This window comes from Ruoffia tabacinasalis (genome assembly GCF_042652985.1).
Classification (GTDB): domain Bacteria; phylum Bacillota; class Bacilli; order Lactobacillales; family Aerococcaceae; genus Ruoffia; species Ruoffia tabacinasalis.
Map to the genome: position 1 here is coordinate 18,842 of NZ_JBHSHQ010000012.1, position 18,919 is coordinate 37,760.

General features: G+C 38.5%; 16 protein-coding genes, 1 pseudogene and 1 riboswitch. Of the genes and pseudogenes, 12 read left to right on the plus strand and 5 right to left on the minus strand.

Features of this window, described 5'->3' with window-relative positions; genetic code table 11:
• The first annotated feature begins 11 nt into the window (after positions 1–11).
• The 7 genes from yycF to ACFO5Y_RS02625 all read left to right on the plus strand — a co-directional run bounded on the left by yycF (position 12) and on the right by ACFO5Y_RS02625 (position 9,839).
• The gene (gene yycF / locus ACFO5Y_RS02595) at positions 12–716 is read left to right on the plus strand and encodes a response regulator YycF (RefSeq protein ID WP_138404477.1); all 705 of its coding nucleotides are present in this window, start codon (positions 12–14) and stop codon (positions 714–716) included.
• Between the two features lie 257 nt (positions 717–973).
• Positions 974–2,827, plus strand: coding sequence for a cell wall metabolism sensor histidine kinase WalK (gene walK / locus ACFO5Y_RS02600; protein WP_197105044.1), 1,854 nt, complete (start codon positions 974–976; stop codon positions 2,825–2,827).
• Positions 2,828–2,830: 3 nt separating this feature from the next.
• Positions 2,831–4,240: a YycH family regulatory protein gene (locus ACFO5Y_RS02605; protein WP_197105043.1), complete on the plus strand. Its 1,410-nt coding sequence runs from the start codon at positions 2,831–2,833 to the stop codon at positions 4,238–4,240.
• On the plus strand, positions 4,240–5,073 hold the full coding sequence (gene yycI / locus ACFO5Y_RS02610; protein ID WP_197105042.1) for a two-component system regulatory protein YycI: 834 nt from the start codon (positions 4,240–4,242) through the stop codon (positions 5,071–5,073). The genes ACFO5Y_RS02605 and yycI overlap by 1 nt, the downstream gene beginning before the upstream one ends.
• A gap of 325 nt (positions 5,074–5,398) precedes the next feature.
• Positions 5,399–7,306 (plus strand): DUF2207 domain-containing protein, encoded by a 1,908-nt coding sequence (locus tag ACFO5Y_RS02615; RefSeq protein WP_197105041.1) that lies wholly within the window; start codon positions 5,399–5,401, stop codon positions 7,304–7,306.
• 132 nt (positions 7,307–7,438) lie between these two features.
• The gene (locus ACFO5Y_RS02620; protein ID WP_138404472.1) at positions 7,439–8,302 is read left to right on the plus strand and encodes an MBL fold metallo-hydrolase; all 864 of its coding nucleotides are present in this window, start codon (positions 7,439–7,441) and stop codon (positions 8,300–8,302) included.
• 313 nt (positions 8,303–8,615) lie between these two features.
• Positions 8,616–9,839, plus strand: a complete 1,224-nt coding sequence (locus ACFO5Y_RS02625) for a S1C family serine protease (RefSeq protein WP_380706339.1) — start codon at positions 8,616–8,618, stop codon at positions 9,837–9,839.
• A gap of 539 nt (positions 9,840–10,378) precedes the next feature.
• Here the strand turns inward: ACFO5Y_RS02625 and ACFO5Y_RS02630 are convergent.
• Positions 10,379–11,044 carry a potassium channel family protein gene (locus ACFO5Y_RS02630; RefSeq protein ID WP_197105039.1) on the minus strand — a complete coding sequence of 222 codons (666 nt, stop codon included), beginning with the start codon at positions 11,042–11,044 and terminating at the stop codon, positions 10,379–10,381.
• A gap of 17 nt (positions 11,045–11,061) precedes the next feature.
• On the minus strand, positions 11,062–12,438 hold the full coding sequence (locus ACFO5Y_RS02635) for a TrkH family potassium uptake protein (RefSeq protein WP_197105038.1): 1,377 nt from the start codon (positions 12,436–12,438) through the stop codon (positions 11,062–11,064).
• 94 nt (positions 12,439–12,532) lie between these two features.
• Between ACFO5Y_RS02635 and rlmH the strand changes: the two genes are divergently transcribed.
• Complete coding sequence (gene rlmH / locus ACFO5Y_RS02640) at positions 12,533–13,012, plus strand: 23S rRNA (pseudouridine(1915)-N(3))-methyltransferase RlmH (RefSeq protein WP_197105037.1); 480 nt, start codon at positions 12,533–12,535, stop codon at positions 13,010–13,012.
• A 291-nt stretch (positions 13,013–13,303) separates the two neighbouring features.
• On the opposite strand, the gene ACFO5Y_RS02645 is transcribed toward rlmH, so the two are convergent.
• The 3 genes from ACFO5Y_RS02645 to thiT form a co-directional block, all read right to left on the minus strand.
• Entirely contained in the window at positions 13,304–14,449 is a 1,146-nt protein-coding gene (locus ACFO5Y_RS02645; RefSeq protein ID WP_414813132.1) for a serine hydrolase, read from the minus strand.
• A 545-nt stretch (positions 14,450–14,994) separates the two neighbouring features.
• Positions 14,995–15,654, minus strand: a complete 660-nt coding sequence (locus tag ACFO5Y_RS02650; protein ID WP_197105035.1) for a TatD family hydrolase — start codon at positions 15,652–15,654, stop codon at positions 14,995–14,997.
• Between the two features lie 50 nt (positions 15,655–15,704).
• Entirely contained in the window at positions 15,705–16,268 is a 564-nt protein-coding gene (gene thiT, locus ACFO5Y_RS02655) for an energy-coupled thiamine transporter ThiT (RefSeq protein WP_197105034.1), read from the minus strand.
• 36 nt (positions 16,269–16,304) lie between these two features.
• Positions 16,305–16,410: riboswitch (TPP riboswitch) on the minus strand.
• A gap of 293 nt (positions 16,411–16,703) precedes the next feature.
• On the opposite strand from thiT, the gene ACFO5Y_RS02660 reads away from it, so the two are divergent.
• From ACFO5Y_RS02660 to ACFO5Y_RS02675, 4 genes and pseudogenes are all read left to right on the plus strand, one after another.
• Positions 16,704–16,922 (plus strand): type I restriction endonuclease, encoded by a 219-nt coding sequence (locus ACFO5Y_RS02660; RefSeq protein ID WP_269434940.1) that lies wholly within the window; start codon positions 16,704–16,706, stop codon positions 16,920–16,922.
• Positions 16,923–17,261: 339 nt separating this feature from the next.
• Positions 17,262–17,513 carry a type II toxin-antitoxin system prevent-host-death family antitoxin gene (locus ACFO5Y_RS02665; RefSeq protein WP_197105033.1) on the plus strand — a complete coding sequence of 84 codons (252 nt, stop codon included), beginning with the start codon at positions 17,262–17,264 and terminating at the stop codon, positions 17,511–17,513.
• A gap of 305 nt (positions 17,514–17,818) precedes the next feature.
• Positions 17,819–18,661: a hypothetical protein gene (locus ACFO5Y_RS02670; RefSeq protein ID WP_197105032.1), complete on the plus strand. Its 843-nt coding sequence runs from the start codon at positions 17,819–17,821 to the stop codon at positions 18,659–18,661.
• A gap of 47 nt (positions 18,662–18,708) precedes the next feature.
• Positions 18,709–18,919 (plus strand): annotated as a pseudogene (locus tag ACFO5Y_RS02675) (IS21 family transposase); the annotation flags it as partial.

The following is an 18,919-nucleotide window of genomic DNA, read 5'->3' on the forward strand; positions in this document are numbered from 1 at the left end:
AGGAAAACTATATGAAGAAGATACTTGTTGTCGACGACGAGAAGCCAATCTCGGATATCATTACATTTAATTTATCAAACGAAGGTTATGAAATTGTCACAAGTTTTGATGGCGAAGATGCAATCGAAAAATTTAAAGAAACAAAACCTGACCTCGTTATTTTAGATTTAATGTTACCTAAAAAAGATGGCTTGGAAGTGTGTCGAGAAATTAGAAAAGAAAGTGCTGTGCCGATTATTATGTTAACGGCAAAAGATTCTGAGATTGATAAAGTACTCGGTCTGGAATTAGGTGCTGACGACTATGTAACGAAACCATTCTCTAACCGCGAACTAATGGCTCGTGTAAAAGCGAACCTACGTCGTAACGCATTAAAAGAAGTTGATGAAGATGAAAATAATGCGAATGAAATCAAAGTAGGCGAATTAATTGTTCACCAAGATGCATACATTGCATCGAAATTAGGTAGAGAAATAGAACTGACTCACCGTGAGTTTGAATTACTTCACTACTTAGCGAAACATATTGGACAAGTCATGACCCGTGAACATTTACTAGAAACAGTATGGGGCTATGATTATTTTGGGGATGTCCGAACAGTGGACGTAACAATTAGACGATTACGTGAGAAAATCGAAGATCAACCAAGTCACCCGACGTATATTATTACCCGTCGTGGTGTTGGATACTTTTTAAAAAATCCTGAACAAGAATAATAAAATACAAGATAAAGTGCCTGCTATTTGCAGAAGGATTCCTTCGCGTAGCAGGCACTTCTTGTATACATAATAAGAACACAATGCTCTTGATTCAAAGTAAATTAAATGAGATTCTAGCTTGTAATTATAGTTAAAAATCAATAAACTGAATCTATATGTTTTTTAGAATTAAAATGTTTGAATTAAGGAGACACCAACATGTTATTATTGTGTTCAGAACTTAAAAATTTAGAAAGATTGGAGCAGATACGACGATGAAGCAAAGACCTTTTCGCTTTTTCCAATCAATATACTTTAAAATACCCTTACTATTTGTATTTATCTTAGTGATCACTTTCCAATTTATCGGAGTCATCTTTATTGACCAGTTAGAGACACAAACGGTAGATAATTTTAAAGTACAAATTAATACGCAAGCGGACTTTTTAGCGAATAATATTACACCGATATTATCGAATTCGGACCAAGAGTCACAAAGTGTACTCAACCAATTGCGTCAAACTTTAGAAACCTTTAGCTCAACGGCGCCTGCGCGTCTGGAGGTGATTAATAATGCGCAAACGATCATTGCGACGAATCAGGGTTTAGATCAAAGTTCGATTGGGAACCAAACAACAGATGCTGATGCGCGTAATGTCTTACTCTATCAGAATGAATTACGCAGTGAATACTCAGATCCAGAAACAGATGCACCGATTTACAAACTAATTAAACCTATCTTTGGAACAACGCAAACGACGTTACTCGGAGTGTTAGTCATTGAGGCTAATATGGAGCAAATTTATAGTCAGAATAATAATATTATTGACCTATTTCTCCAGTCCTCGATTTTAGCCGTAGGAGTCGCTTTATTGATTTCCTTTGTCTTAAGTCAAGGTTTAACTCGTCCGATAGAGAATATGCGACAACAAGCCTTACGTATTTCGGAAGGGGTCTATAATTACCCGGCCGAAGTGTACGGTTATGACGAGTTGGGTGAGTTAACGATGACCATTAATGAGTTAGCCGTCAAAGTAAAAGATGCCCAAGAATCGACCGAGTCAGAAAGACAACGTTTAGACGGAATTCTTCGTCACATGACCGATGGTGTGATTGGGACAGACCAACGAGGACGCGTCCTATTAGTAAATGACCGTGCCTTGCAATTGTTAAATATTCGTCAAGAACAAGCGATTGGTCATTCGATTTTAAGATTATTAAATATCGAATCGCAAATTGCTTTAAAAGGATTACTACAAAAAGATACTGAAGTTATGATTAATCACAGTGATAAAGGTGTAGATTCGATTTTAAAAGGTGAATTCTCGATTATTCGCCGTGAAACCGGCTTTGTGACAGGGGTTGTGTGTGTGTTAACGGACGTCACTGAACAAGAGAAGACCGAACAAGAACAACGCGATTTCGTATCGAATGTGTCGCATGAGTTGCGTACACCTTTAACAAGTATTAAAAGTTATAGTGAAGCCCTATCTGATGGTGCTTGGCGTGATGAGAAGATTGCGCCGCAATTCTTAGATGTGATTCAATCGGAAAGTAACCGTATGATTCGTATGATTGCGAACTTACTTGATTTATCTAAGATGGATGGGGGCCAGATTACCCTTCAGACCGACTATGTTGATTTGAAGCGAATTATTAATCACATTTTAGACCGGTTAGTTTTCACTTTAGAATCGGATTCAAACGCAGGGAACTATCATTTTGTCCGTGAATTTACAACGCGGGATATCTACGTCGATATTGACCAAGACCGAATGACTCAAGTGATTGATAACATCTTAAATAATGCCGTAAAATATTCACCCGATGGGGGAACGATTACAGTTAAAATTGAAGATAATCACCGCAGTGTCATTGTGCGTATTACCGATGAAGGGTTAGGGATTTCTAAGCAAGACGCTGAGAAATTATTTGACCGTTTCTACCGTGTGGATAAAGCACGCTCACGTGAACAAGGTGGGAGTGGACTTGGTCTTGCGATTTCCAAAGAGGTTATCGAATTACATGGCGGTTCAATTTGGGTAGATAGTGTTGAAGGGGAAGGCTCAACCTTTAACTTTGAATTACCTTATACCGAATTCACCGAGCTAGATGGAGAGTGGGGTTAATTGATGAGAAAACAAAATTCAGGGATTACAGTCGTGCTCGTTATATTAGTTGCGATTAGTTTCTTATTCTCATACTTTATTCTTTATGATATCAACACATTTGAAAGTATTATTGGCAATGAATCAACGCCGACCGAAGAAGAGATAGCGACTGAAACCATTCAATCAACCGCTAATTACTATTCACCGACTCGGTTAAGTTTCCAAGATGTTGTCTCAACGGATGAGTATATTATCCGATTAGGGCAACAATCTTACTTTATTCGTGACGAAGCAACCATCAATACGTTGCGTTCTTTAATTGAAAGTCGTCCAATCACTGTTGATGACGTCTCATATATGGAAGAACCACAAATACTGAATAACTTACTAGATATTGATCATTTGCAGCTTGAATTACCGACGCGTATTCCTTTAGGGGCATACACTCGGGTACTATCCATTGAAGACGATACGCCGACGGACGTCTTAATTGACCGAATTATTATTCCGCTGTCTTCACAAGAAGAGCGTGGTGTTTACTTAATTGATTCTGCAACAGAACGTGTGATTGAAGCAGAATTATCATCAAATTTAAGAAAAGATGAATTGCGTAATGCAGTGACTCTAGAAAATTCCGACTTAGTTGAAGTCATTCGTTATCAAGGGGCGGATAAACCAATTTACTTACCTGTTAATGATGTGTCCTTACAGTCACAGTTATTTACAATGGATGTCTTACCAGAGAATCTTTACGTCAGTGATTTATTTGATAATACGGGCTTTAATACGACCGAAGTCGCAAATAGTGATGACGATGAGGTATTCCGTTATCAAAACTATATTAATACTCTGGACGTCAACCGAACAACTCAACAATTTGAATTGACAATCAGTCGAGCAGATCCAAGTGATCCAAGAACGACAGTGGAGAAATCCCGTAATGCCTTTAGTATGGTGCAACAATTTGAGTATTGGGAAGGCGACATTCGTCTATTCTATGAAGAAAATAACTTTATTACCTTTAGACGTTACTATGAAGCTTTACCAATATTAACGAACTCAACGATGCCAGATTATGGAGCGAACACCGTTCAGATGCGTGGCGATTTGAGTGGGGATATCTTCCGTTACCGCCAACCGATGTTGACTTTTTATACACATATCGACACAGCGTCACAAGAGATTGAATTAATAAATCACGAAGGAATTTTAGAAGTACTTCAAGAACGTGGTTATACAGTGAACGCCTTTGAAGACATCTTTATGGGCTACGAGTGGCAAGAAGATATGGAAATGTTTAGAAAAGCAGAGCTCATTCCGACTTGGTTCTTCCAATTAAACGGTGAGCACTATACTTTAGAAGAAATTCAAAGCGACGACTTTGTGGATATTTGGAATAATCAAGTACTTGGTGAAGGGGGAGCTGACTAGTGGACTTTAAACGCATTCAAATCGTATTAGTGTTTTTCTTTCTAGTATTCGATATTTACTTACTATTCATGTTGTTTAATCGAGCTGAAGTAGCCAGTTTACCAACTGAAGAGATTGAGTTAACCATTGAAGAAAATCTATCAAATCGTGGCATTACTTTTGATGAATTGTTGACTGAAAAATATCAACTCCCATTCGTCGTATCAGAGACAAATAATCATCTTGCTGAAAATATTTCACAACTTGAAATCGAAGATGTATCTGTGAATCAAGAAGGCATGCTGACAGGAACTTTATCTGAACCGATGGATTTAGGACTTGGTTTAACAGCCGAGACAACAGGTTTTTCAACTGAACAGCGTCAAGCTCTTCAAGATATATTAGAAAACCCAGCCTTATTTATTTCAGGCGATGTTTACCGAAATGTTTGGTACGTCAATTCCGAACAAGTCATCTATGCCCGAATGACAGCTAATGATGGCAGTCCGATTGTGGACGGTACAGCTGAAATCCGAATTAATTTGGATGACAACTACATGATGACCGGCTATACACAAACGTTCCAAAGTAATATTACGGAACTTGACCGGGACCGGACTATCTTATCCGAACGCGAAGCCTTGGAAATTATCGATCGCCGGGTGGAAACTCTAATTCCTGACGACTCGACGATTCATTATTCGATCTTAGTTTATTATCGCCAGACGCAGCTCGATGGCTTAAACGTCTACTCACCTGCCTGGCAAATTGTGTATGACAATCCGAATGGCCGCTTTACTTTATTAGTTGACGGTATTCGAGGGAACACTGTTAACCGGAATCAGTTTAATTAGAGAGAACCGCTCGCCACAATTGTGGTGGAGCGGTTTTTTGCGCTTTTTGGGGGCGGGATTTAAAATGCAACTCAGGCCAAATGGCAGGTCGGTTCGTCTTGAGTTGACGCAACTCATGCCAAATGGGAGATCGGTTTGTCTTGAGTTGATGCAACTCGCGCCAAATGGCTGAACGGTTTGTCTTGAGTTCGCAAACTTTTTAAATAATCACCCGTATTACATTTTCAAAAAAGAGTCTTTCAAAAGTAATTCATGCTTTAGTGTGCGAATGCATCTTATACATGGTAAAATACTATTATAATGAATGGAAAGTAAGGTGAGCCAAATGAAGTTAAATCGTTTGAGCCGAAATATATTGAGCTTGTTACTTACGCTCTTTATTCTTGTGCCGCTGATGAATATTTCAACCGTGAGTGCCCAAGATATTAGTTTTGATATTACAGAAGCAGATATTACAGGACAAATTTCGTCGGATGGGGATGTGTCTTTTAAAGAAATCTATACATTTGATGTCGATTATATGAACGGAGCTTACCACAATATCGATTATGGGGGTTACAATCTAACCGATTATCGTGTCGGGATTTTAGATGAAGAAACCGGTGATATTAATTACCTCAATGAAAGTTTTAACGAAGCACCTGGAACGTTTAAAGTATCCGATAATGGTCAGATTTTTAGACTACAAGTATTTAATCCAGCAGAGGACGAGACGGTGCATTTTGTATTCGAATACACACTAGAAGAATTAATTACTAACTACAATGACACTGCCGAGATTAACCACATGATCGTTCCGGAAAATACGGATGATGACTTTGCGGTCGATGCAAGAATTTATTTACCCGGAAGTGTCTCAAACCCAGATGATTTCCGAGCGTGGGGTTATGGACCTTATAACGGAGAAATTCAGCCGGTCACTGAAGGCAATCAAAGTTACATCGATATCACAGTGCCAGACAATCCACCAAATCAATTCGTGGAAGTCAATGCAATCTTCCCAATCGCATTAACACCAAATAATCAAAATGTCGTTCAAGCAAATATGAAAGATGAGATTATTGAGCGGTCTGAAGCAACCGTCGAAGCAGATAGAGAGGCGCATGAAAGTTCACAACAACGTCGTTGGTTGTGGGTCATCTTAGCTTTAATTGGCTTCCCACTCGTGACTATCTTTGCTTGGGTGTATTACTTCCGTAATCATCGTAAACTAAATCCAAAGCCAGCGCATATCCCAGAACATGTCTATTCTCTACCAGAAGAGTTAACGCCAGCGATTATGGCAACAGCGGTTTTACGTGATAAGCCCATTGCGGATGACTTCTCGGCAACAATTATTGATTTAGCCCGTAAAGGATATATCAAAGTAGAAGAAGTCAGTCGAGAAAAACGCGGTCTTTTAAAACGCAAAAGCGCGTCAACCATTCGTGTATCGCCGGCTGAAGAAGAAGCTGACTTATTTGATTTACAAAAGCATGAACGCTATGTTTATGAATACTTACTTCCAAACAATGAACCGACAACACTCAGTCAAATCGAAGAAGATATTCAAAGTAATCGTAATACGAAAAAGCAAAAATACCGTAAATGGACACAGTTTGCTAATTACGTTGAAGTCAAAGGTGAACAAGTTAAAAATCAACCCAAAGAATATAATAATTCCGTTGGTTACGCTGTTCTAGCTGTTATTGCAAGTGTGATTATGTTATTTGTTTTACTATTTTTAACTTTAGATTCACCACTACAAGAACATATTATGCCGATTTTACTAGCCTTCGCAGTGAATTTGATTTTAGCCATTGTCATCTTATTATTGACGACACTTCGACCTATTCGAACTTACGAACAAGATAAGATGATTAAAGAGTGGAAAGGCTTTGCGAATATGTTAGATGATATAGGGAATTTCAACATGCGTGAAGTTGCTTCACTGCCTCTCTGGGAAGAGTTTTTAGTTTATGCGATTTCCTTAGATGTGGCAGATAAAGTGATTGAAGCCATGAATAAAGAATATGGTATGGAAGAATTGAGTCAGATGGCAATGCCAATGGTTATCTACAGTAACCCTTACTGGATTAACCAAGTTGTCAGACCATCCATTAGCCAATCCGTGACAAGTAGCGCTCCAGCACAAAGCAAATACTCTGGGTCGAATACGGGAGGTTTTGGTGGTGGCTTCTCTAGTGGGTCATCTGGAGGATCAGGTGGCGGTGGGGGAACCGGAGGTTTCTAAACCAAACTAGCCAAACATCTATCAGGCACATTTTGCTTGATAGATGTTTTTTTGTAAGCAATAAGCATTGCCAATCTCGAGTTGTAATGATAAGCTATCTAGTACGTTAAAATGAAAGTAAAGAGTGATTAAATGACTGAAATAATTATACCTGGATCGACGCCAGGTAAAGAAGAAAAGAAAAGTGTTCAAGACGCATTTGATACATTGCAATACTCCATTTTAGCAAGTGGAAGTAGTGGGAACTGTACTTATGTCGAATCGATGAATCACCGAATTATGATTGATGCCGGACTCAGCGGCAAGCGAATCGAAGCCCTATTTGCTCAAATTGACCGTCAGGTGAGCGATATTGATGCGATTCTCGTGACGCATGAGCACAAAGATCATATTCACGGTGTCGGCGTCCTATCGCGTAAATACAATATTCCAATCTATGCCAATGCTAAGACATGGAGCGCCATGGAAAATATGATCGGAAAAATCGCACCCGAGAACCGTCAATATATCGAACCAGATACACTTGTATCGATTGGTGATATTGATGTGTTAAGTTATGGTGTCAGCCATGATGCGATTCAACCACAATTTTATGCTTTTCAAAAAGGCAAAAAACATTTCGCGATGCTAACAGATACAGGTTACGTCAGCGACCGCTTACGCAGCCAACTAAAGAATCTTTCGGCTTACTTAATCGAGAGTAACCATGAGATTGAACTGCTACGCTACGGAAAATATCCTTGGTCTGTTAAACAAAGAATCTTAAGCGACAAAGGGCACTTAAGTAACGAAGACGGTGCCTTAGCGATGAAAGACTTAATCGGTAACAACACGACCGACATTTACCTAGGTCACTTAAGCCGTGACAACAATACAAAAGAATTTGCGATGGCTTCAATGGAAGATATCTTACGTTACAACAACTTTGCAGTAAACGAAGATTTCTTACTACACATGACCGATCCCGGCGAAGCAACCCCCTTAAAACGCCTATAAATGTATAAGCAACCCGTCTGAGTTAGCCAAAGCTAATAAAGATGGGTGTTTTTATATTGAAATTGTGATATGAGCTGGCTCACGCCAAATGAACTGTGATTTGTCTTAAGTTGCCTCTTCTCAAGCCAAACCGATCACCCATTTGGCTTAAGATACACCTAAAAAGTGTCACAGCACTCTTATATTAACGTGATGTCATAAAGATTAAGACAGCTTAAGATTATAATCCAAATTTTATTGATAATTTTTCATAAATGATTCATAAATGGTTGTTAAGATATAATATGTAATAAAATTAGAAAGGAAGATGCTAGTGAAAAAGAAAAACCAACAAACCGAAACTCAATCATTAAGCTTTTGGCGTAGTGTGTTCGGCGGAATTATGGGAACTGTCCTTGTATTATCATTAGTCAGTGTCCTAGGATTCGGCTTATTGAGTGATGATCAACCAACCGCATACTCGCAAGAAGACTTAATTGAATTCGAATCAACAATTACCCAAACAGTGCAAGATACACAGGAAGCTGTCGTATCAGTCGGAAACTACCAATCAGTTCAAACAAGTCCATTTGGCCAAAGAGGCTATGTTGAAGGGCAAGGATTACAACTGGAAGATATCCAACAAGAACCAATTCTAGTGGGAACAGGTAGTGGTGTTATTTATAAAGTTGATGGAGAGATAGCCTACGTTGTTACAAATAACCACGTTATTGATGGGCATGACTCTTTAGAAGTCACTTTAAATGACGGAACTCAAATCGAAGCAACCGAAGTAGGATCAGATGTGCTAAGTGACTTAGCAGTTTTACAAATCTCATCTGAAAGTGTTACTGATGTGATTGAATTTGCGAACTCTGATGAAATCCAAGTTGGTAGCATAGCAATTGCTATCGGATCACCTTTAGATTCAGCAACATTCGCCTCAACAGTAACGCAAGGGATTGTCTCAGGACTTAACCGTTCATTACCAATCGATACAGATGGTGATGGGGCAGAAGACTGGGAAATGACTTTACTACAAACGGATGCAGCGATTAACCCAGGTAACTCTGGTGGGGCTTTAGTTAATTCAAGTGGTCAGCTGATCGGAATTAACTCAAGTAAAATTGCTACATCGACCGTCGAAGGAATGGGCTTTGCTATCCCAAGTAACGATGTGACTCAAATCATCGAGCAACTTGAAGCCAATGGTGAAGTCATCCGTCCAGTACTCGGAACAACAACTGTTAACTTGAACTACTTTGCCCTTGAAACACGTGTTCAAGATTTAGGTTTAGCTGAAGACATGACTGACGGAGCTGTTGTTATTGATGTAGCAGCAAACTCATCAGCCGAAGCAGCAGGTATTGAACAATTCGATGTCATTACCGCAATCAATGACGAACCTGTTACTGATGGCCAAGTATTACGTCAATTACTCTATGAACACCAAGTTGGCGATACAATTACTCTAACAATTATCCGTGGTGGGGAAGAGCAACAAATTGATGTGACATTAGAAGCATCACCCACTACAAACACTCAACCAGCACAGTAACAATTCACAACGTTAAGTGAAATAAATTGAATAAACCTACCCATTATTTCAATTTTTCTCCTCAAGAACACTTTTCCTAAGCGTCAGTGAAACAAAGAAACGGTTTAGCATTCAGCTAGACCGTTTTTTTGCTTTGTAAAAACGAAGTTAAAGGATTCCGCTTGTGAATAAAAATAATGTGCACAAACATGCAAGCTTAAGTTATCAACAATTAAACAAGTTATCAACAGAAAACACCCCGATAATTGTGTATAACTGTCGAAAAGTGTGGATAAGTACATAAAATGAAATAAAATTACATCTCAGAGTGTGAATAAATAATAAAATGATGATAATTATGGGGTTTTCAACAGAAAAATGACTTATACACAGACTTATGCACAACCTGTTAGTGGATAAGTCGGTAAAACACCCATTATTTACTAAAAAACCGAAATGAATACCCAAAATTCAAAATAATTATCCTTTATAATTGTGGATAACTTTTTATAAAAACAAAAAACTCACTTCACAAAGTATGAAGTGAGTCTAAATCGTATTTACAGTTGACCAAGATAGTCAAATTTTTCAAACGTATGCGTATTCGCAATCCCAACTAAGATAACATCTTCTGGCAAAGGCTCAGCGATATTAATCCCAGTTAAGTTTTCCCCACGCTCGGATCGTTGTCCAATCAAGTTAATCTCGTATTTACGACGTAAGTCAAGATTTGTCAACAACTTCCCAATCCAAGCTTCAGGAATTTCAAATTCAATAATCGATGTATCATCATCCAAACGCAAGACTTCATCGATTTTATTTCGTAATATCTTAGATGCAAGACGGTGACCAGAGTCACGTTCCGGAGCCACAACTGCACTCACGCCCACTTCATATAAGACATCTTCAAACATCAAGCTACGAGCCTTCGCAACGATCTGCGGCACACCTAATTTCTTACAATGCATCACCGCTAGGACCGCACTTTCTAGGTGAGTCCCTGTTGCAATCACTACAACATCACAGTTATTAATCCCAACATTTCGAAGTAATTCAATATCTGTAAAGTCACCAATCGTCGCATTTGTCACTTGCTCTGAAATCTTTTGAACTTTAGCTGCGTCAGTATCGATGACAATCACTTCACATCCATACTCGCTCAACTCTGTAGCGACGCGCTCGCCGAAGATTCCTAGACCAAGCACACCTACAATTTTTTTCTTCATTTTGAACCCCTCTCATATTAACCAAGGAAAATATTCGTCTCTGCGTAATGTATTTCACGATTACGTCTTTGTAAAATACCTAACAGTAAGGTAATTGGCCCAACACGTCCGGCAATCATCAGAACAACCATGATGGACACCCCAAAAGGATTTAAGTAATCAATCGTATTAAAAGAAATCCCAGCCGAACCTAAAGCGTTCGCCGTCTCAAATAAAATATCTAACGACTCTAGATGAGGGTGAGTTAATAAAATCGCTCCATACCCAACAAATAATAAAATAACAAAGAATAAAACAATAATTACCGCTTGTTTCACTAAACGTGATGGAATAATTCGCTTGAAAGCAACGACGTGGTCATAACTTTGAATCTCAGATTTAAATAATAAGACTAAGATCGCAAAAGACGTCACTTTAATCCCACCAGCTGTCCCACCCGGCGCACCACCAATAATTGTCTGCACCATAGAACTTAATTTAGTAAAAGGATTTAATTCATAGTAATTCACTGATGTATAGCCTGCCGTACGCGTATTCGTTGTATTAAAGAACGCATTCAAAAGTTTCAAGCCTGGAGACATATCGCCAATCGAATTAGGATTTGACCATTCTGCCACTAGAAACAAGACCGTTCCTAACGCAATAATCGCCGCTGAAAAGCCCAAGACAATGCGAGTATGAACGGATAAATGTTGAAAAGCGAGCTTTAATGACCGCGGTCGGCTTTTAATATAACGTCCCACCCGTTCGGATAACTCAAACCAAACAGAGAAACCAATCCCACCTGAAACCACTAATAATGAAACAGTTAATAGAATCAATGGGTTGTTGTAAAAACCTTCCAAACTATCTGTGTATAAATTATGAAAACCCGAATTACTAAAAGACGAAATGGATAAGAACAAAGCGTTAAAAGCCCCTCTAACCAAACCGAAGCGAGGTACAAAATCATACATAATAATTAAAGCCCCGATAATTTCAGCAGAAATCGTAAATTTATAAATTGATAACAGAAAATCCACTAAATTACGGTTTGTATCCCGACTTAAAGACTGTTGAAGTAAATACTGGTCCTGCAAAGAAAGCCGTCGGTTAAGGTAGAAAATCCCAACGTTTAAGATCGTAATCACGCCCAGTCCACCGACTTGGATTAGTAAAAGAGCAACCACTTGCCCAGCTAAATTATACGTCTCAGCAATGGGTAAAGCCGCCATACCTGATACACAAACAAGCGAAATCGCTGTTAATAAATGATCAAAATAACCTACATCGGTAGAAGGCTGGTGAAAAATCGGAAGTGATAAAACCAAACTCCCAATGAATGCAACAAGCACAAAACTTAATGTTAATTGAAGAGAAGTCGAAATTTTTCGGTTCCCAATCGTAATGGCCAAACCTTATCGCTCCTTTCGATAATTAATTCAATGTAAATATCATACAAAATATATCTGATAAATGCTATGATAATTCAGACAAAGGAGTGAAGCAATGAATATCGAAGTGATTGTTGTTGGTAAACTGAAAGAAAAGTACTTAAAGATGGGTATTGCAGAATACTTAAAACGACTCGATGCTTACGCAAATGTAAAGGTTATTGAACTAGCCGATGAGCCCACGAAAGAGAATATGAGTCAAGCAGAGGAAGAGGCTGTCTTAGCGAAAGAAGCCGACCGAATTAAGGCCAAATTAGACCCTAGTCGCAAAGTTATTGTCCTAGCCATTGAAGGTAAGTTGATCTCATCAGAAGAGCTAGCAAGCCAGTTAAATGACTATGCAACCTATGGGCAGAGTAAAGTAACCTTTATTATTGGTGGTTCACTGGGACTACATAAATCATTAAAAAAATCGGCAGACTTATCCATCAGCTTCGGCCGTATAACATTACCTCATCAGTTAATGCGATTAGTGTTAGTAGAGCAAATCTACCGAGCCTTCCGGATTATGAAGGGGCATGCGTATCATAAATGATGATAAAAATTTCATATGTTTAGTAAATAAGAGTCTCTATTCAATCTCCTATATCCTCTAAAATCATCGGGGGTTAGGGGGATTTTTAGATAGCCTTAGTCGAAGTTTATGAGCCAATAGATGGGGAATTGTTAATCAAAAGTGTGAGGCCCGCTTATAAGAACCTGAACCAAAGAAAAAAGATCAAGCAACCAGTATAGTCGCTTGATCTTGATAATATTCTTCTTCAACCTTATTTGACAATGAGGTATTTATTTAAAATCCTATTTTGGCATGGGGATGGATCTTGCTTTAACTCATCACTGCTGTAAAGATTTTCTTGGCGAGGGTCGCAATAGAACTATCTGACCAGTAATCTGATAGGACGGTCAATATGTATTGACGCGAGCTTTCAACAATGGCTGTTGAGTGGTTATAATACGGCCACCAAGCCCCAATTTTCTGGAAGACATTGGTTGCTACTGTGTCTAACTTCGTTTTATCATAATCTGTACGATCTAAAGACAGCATTGCCTGCTGTTGTGGATGTTCATAAATATAAGCCATCACTTTATTGATTTCGCGCGGTATCATATTACGTGTATAGCTTGGCGCACCATATACTTCTTTCGTAAAGCGGTTGAAATCAGCTTTATCACGGTAACCTACATAATGCAGTAACATGTTACTACCTAAATTATCTGAATTGACAATCATACGATTCAAGACATCCCACAAGGTATACGTTTTATTCTGATAGTTCTCATATTGAATCGTTCCACTACCGCCCCAAGCATATGACTCCGCATAATTATAAATACTTGGTGTATACTTCAAGGGCATATCCCAAGATAGATTGCCTTTCTCAACTTGCTCCAGAGTGTAAGCAACTAGAACAATTTTCGGTATGGAGGCCCCATATATAGCTGTATCACCGTTTAAAGACGCCATTCTTAAGTCATCTTCGACTAAACTTTCATAGAAGACATGAATTGGCGAATTTTTATATTGGTTTAATACTGCTTGAACTGCCATATGAGTTCCCGTTAACGTCCCTTCTGGTAAATTAGGATCAGTTGGATTCGTTGGCGACGTTGGGGCCGTTTTAGTTGGATCCGTGACAATTAAACAATCGCCAGAATAAATATAATTTGAAGTCAAATTATTCCATGATTTTAATTTATTGACTGTGATATTGTTCTGATTAGCAATTAACCATAAGTATTCACCAGATTTAACCGTGTGGTATTTGGCTGCTGGCTTTGTGGGTTCAACAGGTTTTTCTGGTTCTTCGGGCTTAGTGGGTTCAGTTGGCTCTTTAGGTTCTTCAGGCTTAACTGGTTTTTTAGGTTCTGGCTTAACTGGAGTGGTTACTTGAGCTGGATCTGTTACGGCTAATTTATCACCTGCATAAATATAATTGCTAGTTAACTGGTTCCAAGATTTTAATTGATTCACTGTAATCCCGTGTTGAGTCGCAATTTTCCATAAATAGCCTCCAGACTTCACGGTGTAATAAGTTGTTGTCGGTGTCTCTGGAGTGGATGGATTAGGCGACGGTGTCTCGGGTTTTGTTTCGACTGGTTGCTCAGGCTGTGTCGGTGACGGTGTCGTACTCGTTTTCGATACAATAAAGCGATCGCCTGAGTAGTTGAGTTTTTAGATCTGTTTGCTTTTTTTTAAAAAAAAGTAATGACGACATTAAGATAACAGCATTTGTTCATTTTCTTGAATAACACCAAAAGCCACCAGCTCTCATAGAAATGTGAATGAGCACTGGTGACTTTTTTTGAGTTTTTCTATCTTAATTGGATCTTTATTCCATGACATCGATTCTTTACAGAATTTCCTTCCACAAAAAACAATTAGTCTCTTGCCTCGGCATGATCCCGGAAAGTTTCAGCCGCAGCTAAATTAAATTAACCCGGTCTGGTGCTATTATATAACCTAAACCAAATGTGATTGAAATATTGGATGTGGACAAATTGGAAGAGTAAAGATATTTATTTGAGTTGTTCCATTAATAAACGCCCACCCACTTCCAACTCAGTCAATGAACAACTTTTCAATTGAGCCACATAGGCTTGAATTCGTAAGATTTCATCAGGCCAAGATGGCGTACCATTGACCCACTCTAGGGCAGTAGGGCCATCGGTTTCAAATAATAACTGCTGTGTTGGAATAAGATTAATCAGCTGATCGGTCAAGGTTGAATGCCCTGCATCAACAGAAATCGTAAAGAAACAGCCTAGCTCTAAATAATCAGTCACCAAGTCCAAAGGACCACTATACCAGTGAATAATTTGACCATGTAATTGGTGCTTTTTTAGCAAGGCAAGTACTTCTTTTTCAGCTCCTTTTGTATGGATATTGCAGATTTTTTGGTGCTTTTTTGCCTCCGCTAGAAAGTATTCAAAAACTTCCAATTGACGAGGGTAAGCCGCTGTATCTTCTGCCCAGTGAAAGTCTAAACCAATTTCACCAATAAAATCACAATCCTGAATGTATGGTTCAATATTGTCTAAAGATGTAGTTGGGGTCACCTTCCAAGGATGAATTCCGAATCCCTTTAAGATGAGTGGATGGTCTGGAATGGATTGATAGTCAGACACCGACTCACTAACCGCTAAAGTTGTCATGTTTAAGCCTTCAATGTCCGCCAACGCCTTCTCCAGCGATGGATAATGACTGAGGTGATCATGGGCATTTATTCTCATGCCAATTCACCGACAAATAATTGCCGTGCTTGCCGGTATAGAAGCAATAAAGCTAGACCAGCAATTACTGTTGTGACAACGACAGACCCACCATTAAACACAAAGGAATAAAAGCCAACAGACCAACCTTCTGGAGCAAACCGGCCCCAATAATAAACCCCAGTAATAAAGTGCCAGAAGTAACGAGCTAGAGTCCCGATAAAAGTACTCAAAAAGATATAATAAGTTGCTTTCCTCTGATTTCCCGAAGCGGTTGCCTGTTGAAGTGCCGGAGCCACAAGTCCAGCTAGCCCATTAAAAGCAAAAGCTACCGGATAATCTAACACCACTTGCACAGGATGGATAATTGAAGCTCCACCTAGAATAATCGTCAGTAAACCCCATAAAAGCCCAGTAAAGATCCCTGCTTTCCATCCTCGACGCAGACAAAATAACGTAATGGGAATCGAGCCTAAAGCGATATCAAAGCCCGTTCCTTCGATAGGAAACAGTGAGATAATAAAGGCCAAAGTCGCAATCAACCCAGCCTCTATATAAACAGTTAACGAATTTTTTTGCATAAAAATACCCCCTTTGATACACAAAGGAGGCTTAAGTCTTCTTAAGTCTGCAATCCCTCCGCACGTACTAACGTGATCAGGTAATAAGAGTCCCGGCATACATCCAGTCTCAGTCACTCTAGTGACTCCCCTTTGCTTAGATGCTATCATAGCTCATTAAAAAAGCGGTGTCAACCCCGATGTTTTATAGCTCCCTCCAATTGATGATACATATAAAGATTGTGGCGTTTTCTATGGATAAATTAGTAAGATCCTTTTCTTTAATGATGAGATATTTAATTTGATGGATGATATGAATTTAAATGATGCCTACTTCAGGACAATTAATGAATCAATGGGGTTTACTGATATTGAACACTATTTGCTAAATAAAGGTGGGTACACAAGCTGATTGCATTCAAACCAGAGTCAACACTAAATACAGAAACAATAAGAATGTACGAAGCAAATCGAATGGAAGTCATCAGACAGTTTTCTTATGAAAGTGAGCGAAACTATACTTTGGACATGGTGTTGTCAATCAATGGCATTCCCATGGTTGCTTTGGAACTAAAAAACCAACTGACAGGACAAACTGTTGATGATGCAAAAAATCAGTACATCAAAAATAGAAATCCAAGAGAGAAGTGTTTTCAATCCAACAAACGCTTCTAGGTCTACTTTGCTGTTGATTTGTATGAGGCATGGATGACAACAAGACTAGCAAAAGAGAAAACTTACTTTCTTCCTTTAAATCAAGCTCACTGCTAGTTCGTGAAAATTCAAGTCCCTTACCACATCGTCCAAGGCGACCGCGATGTGATTACCTCAACCAAGCAACTCACTGCCATCCTTGAACAAGTAGATAATGACCACATAAGCCTTGAGATTATCCCCGACAATTCCCACTTCCCGAGTGTAGAGACCATACAGAAGTTGGTGGGGGAGTTTGAGTGAGTTGGGGAAATGGGCGGTGTTGTCGTATTTGGAAAATAGTAAGAAGGAGTGTATAAGGTGAATATTAAACCAATATCAGACCATAGAAATTACAGTCAGCTTCTTGAAGAAGTCTCAGTCGGGAATCCGGTCTATCTATCAAAAGATAACTGCCCAAAATACTTAATATTAGCTATTGAGGACTTCGAAGAAATTGAACGAACTAAAGCCACGTTGCTCTTACTTCTTGGATTACAAAGAGGTGAGCAGTCAGGAGATATAGATGGTTGGTTAGCTCATGAAAAAATGCGAAAAGAATTTGGGTCCTAGCTGCAACCAAAAACCCCTCACTTCACAGTGAGGGGTTTCTTTTATTACCTATCCTACTCCTCCGTCCCAAGAATTTGATTAATTTCTTGGCTATAGAGATCTGATTTTCCACCATAGATGGCTTGGATACCGTTTTTACACCAGTAGAGGTTGTAGACTTTATCATCTATTCTGTAGAAGATGCACTACAGAAACATTTAGGTAAATCCCTGTCTGATAGAAATGTAAATGTTCTGGATCCTTTTACAGGAACGGGGACATTCATTACTCGTCTTCTATGATCAGGAATAATTAAGAAAGAAGACTTGTTATATAAATACACTAATGAAATTTATGCGAATGAAATCGTGTTGTTGAGCTACTATATAGCCACAATTAATATTGAAGAAACATTCAAAGATGTAAGTGGTATAGAAGAATATCATCCATTTGAAGGAATTGTTTTAACCGATACGTTTGAATCAACTGAACTAGAAGAAATTCTTGATGATGACTTGTTTGATGATAATAATAGACGATTGCAAAAGCAATTAAACACTTCAGTGACTGTCATCATGGGAAATCCACCTTATTCTGTTGGACAATCTAATGCCAATGATAATAATAAAAATAAAAAATATGAAAATATAGATAGACGCATTGAGAATACATATTCAAAACATACAACTCCGGTATTAAAAAGGAGTCTTTATGATTCTTACATTAAGGCTTTCCGCTGGGCGTCTGATAGAATTGGAACCTATGGTGTTATAGGATTTGTGACTCCAAATTCTATTAATGATAAAGGTAGTATGGCTGGCTTTAAGAAGGTTATTAATGAAAAATTTAATCATATATATACATATAACCTGATTGGAGCTATCAAAGGGAAAATAGGAGATGATGCATTAAAAGAAGGTGGAAGTGTTTTCGATATTATGATAGGAACGGCAATAACGATATTAGTAAAAGATAATACCGATGAAAATACAGTTAATTATTTTGAGGTTGCTTCATATCAGAGTAAAGAAGAGAAATTAGAAAGTATTAAAACTTTACAATCAATTAATAATTGTTTATGGCAATATAAAAGTACAGAAGATTGCAACGAAAAAGTACATAGCCTAGCAATAAAAAAAGGCCTTGTTAGCCTCCCAATAATCCTCTAAAGTTTAAGTTACGACGCTTAACTTGGAGGTAGAAAAGGATGCTAACAATGACCGATATTAATACTATCAAAAATCTACGGAATAATCACGATAAATCAATTAATGAAATTGCTAATACATTAGATATTAATTGGCGTACTGCTAAAAAGTATGCCGATAATGCCATCCTCCCTGGAGAAAAGAGTACAAAAAAATCAGGGATGATGTACGATGAAGAATGGGGAGACATCGTCTCCTTGTGGTTAGAAGAAGACTATC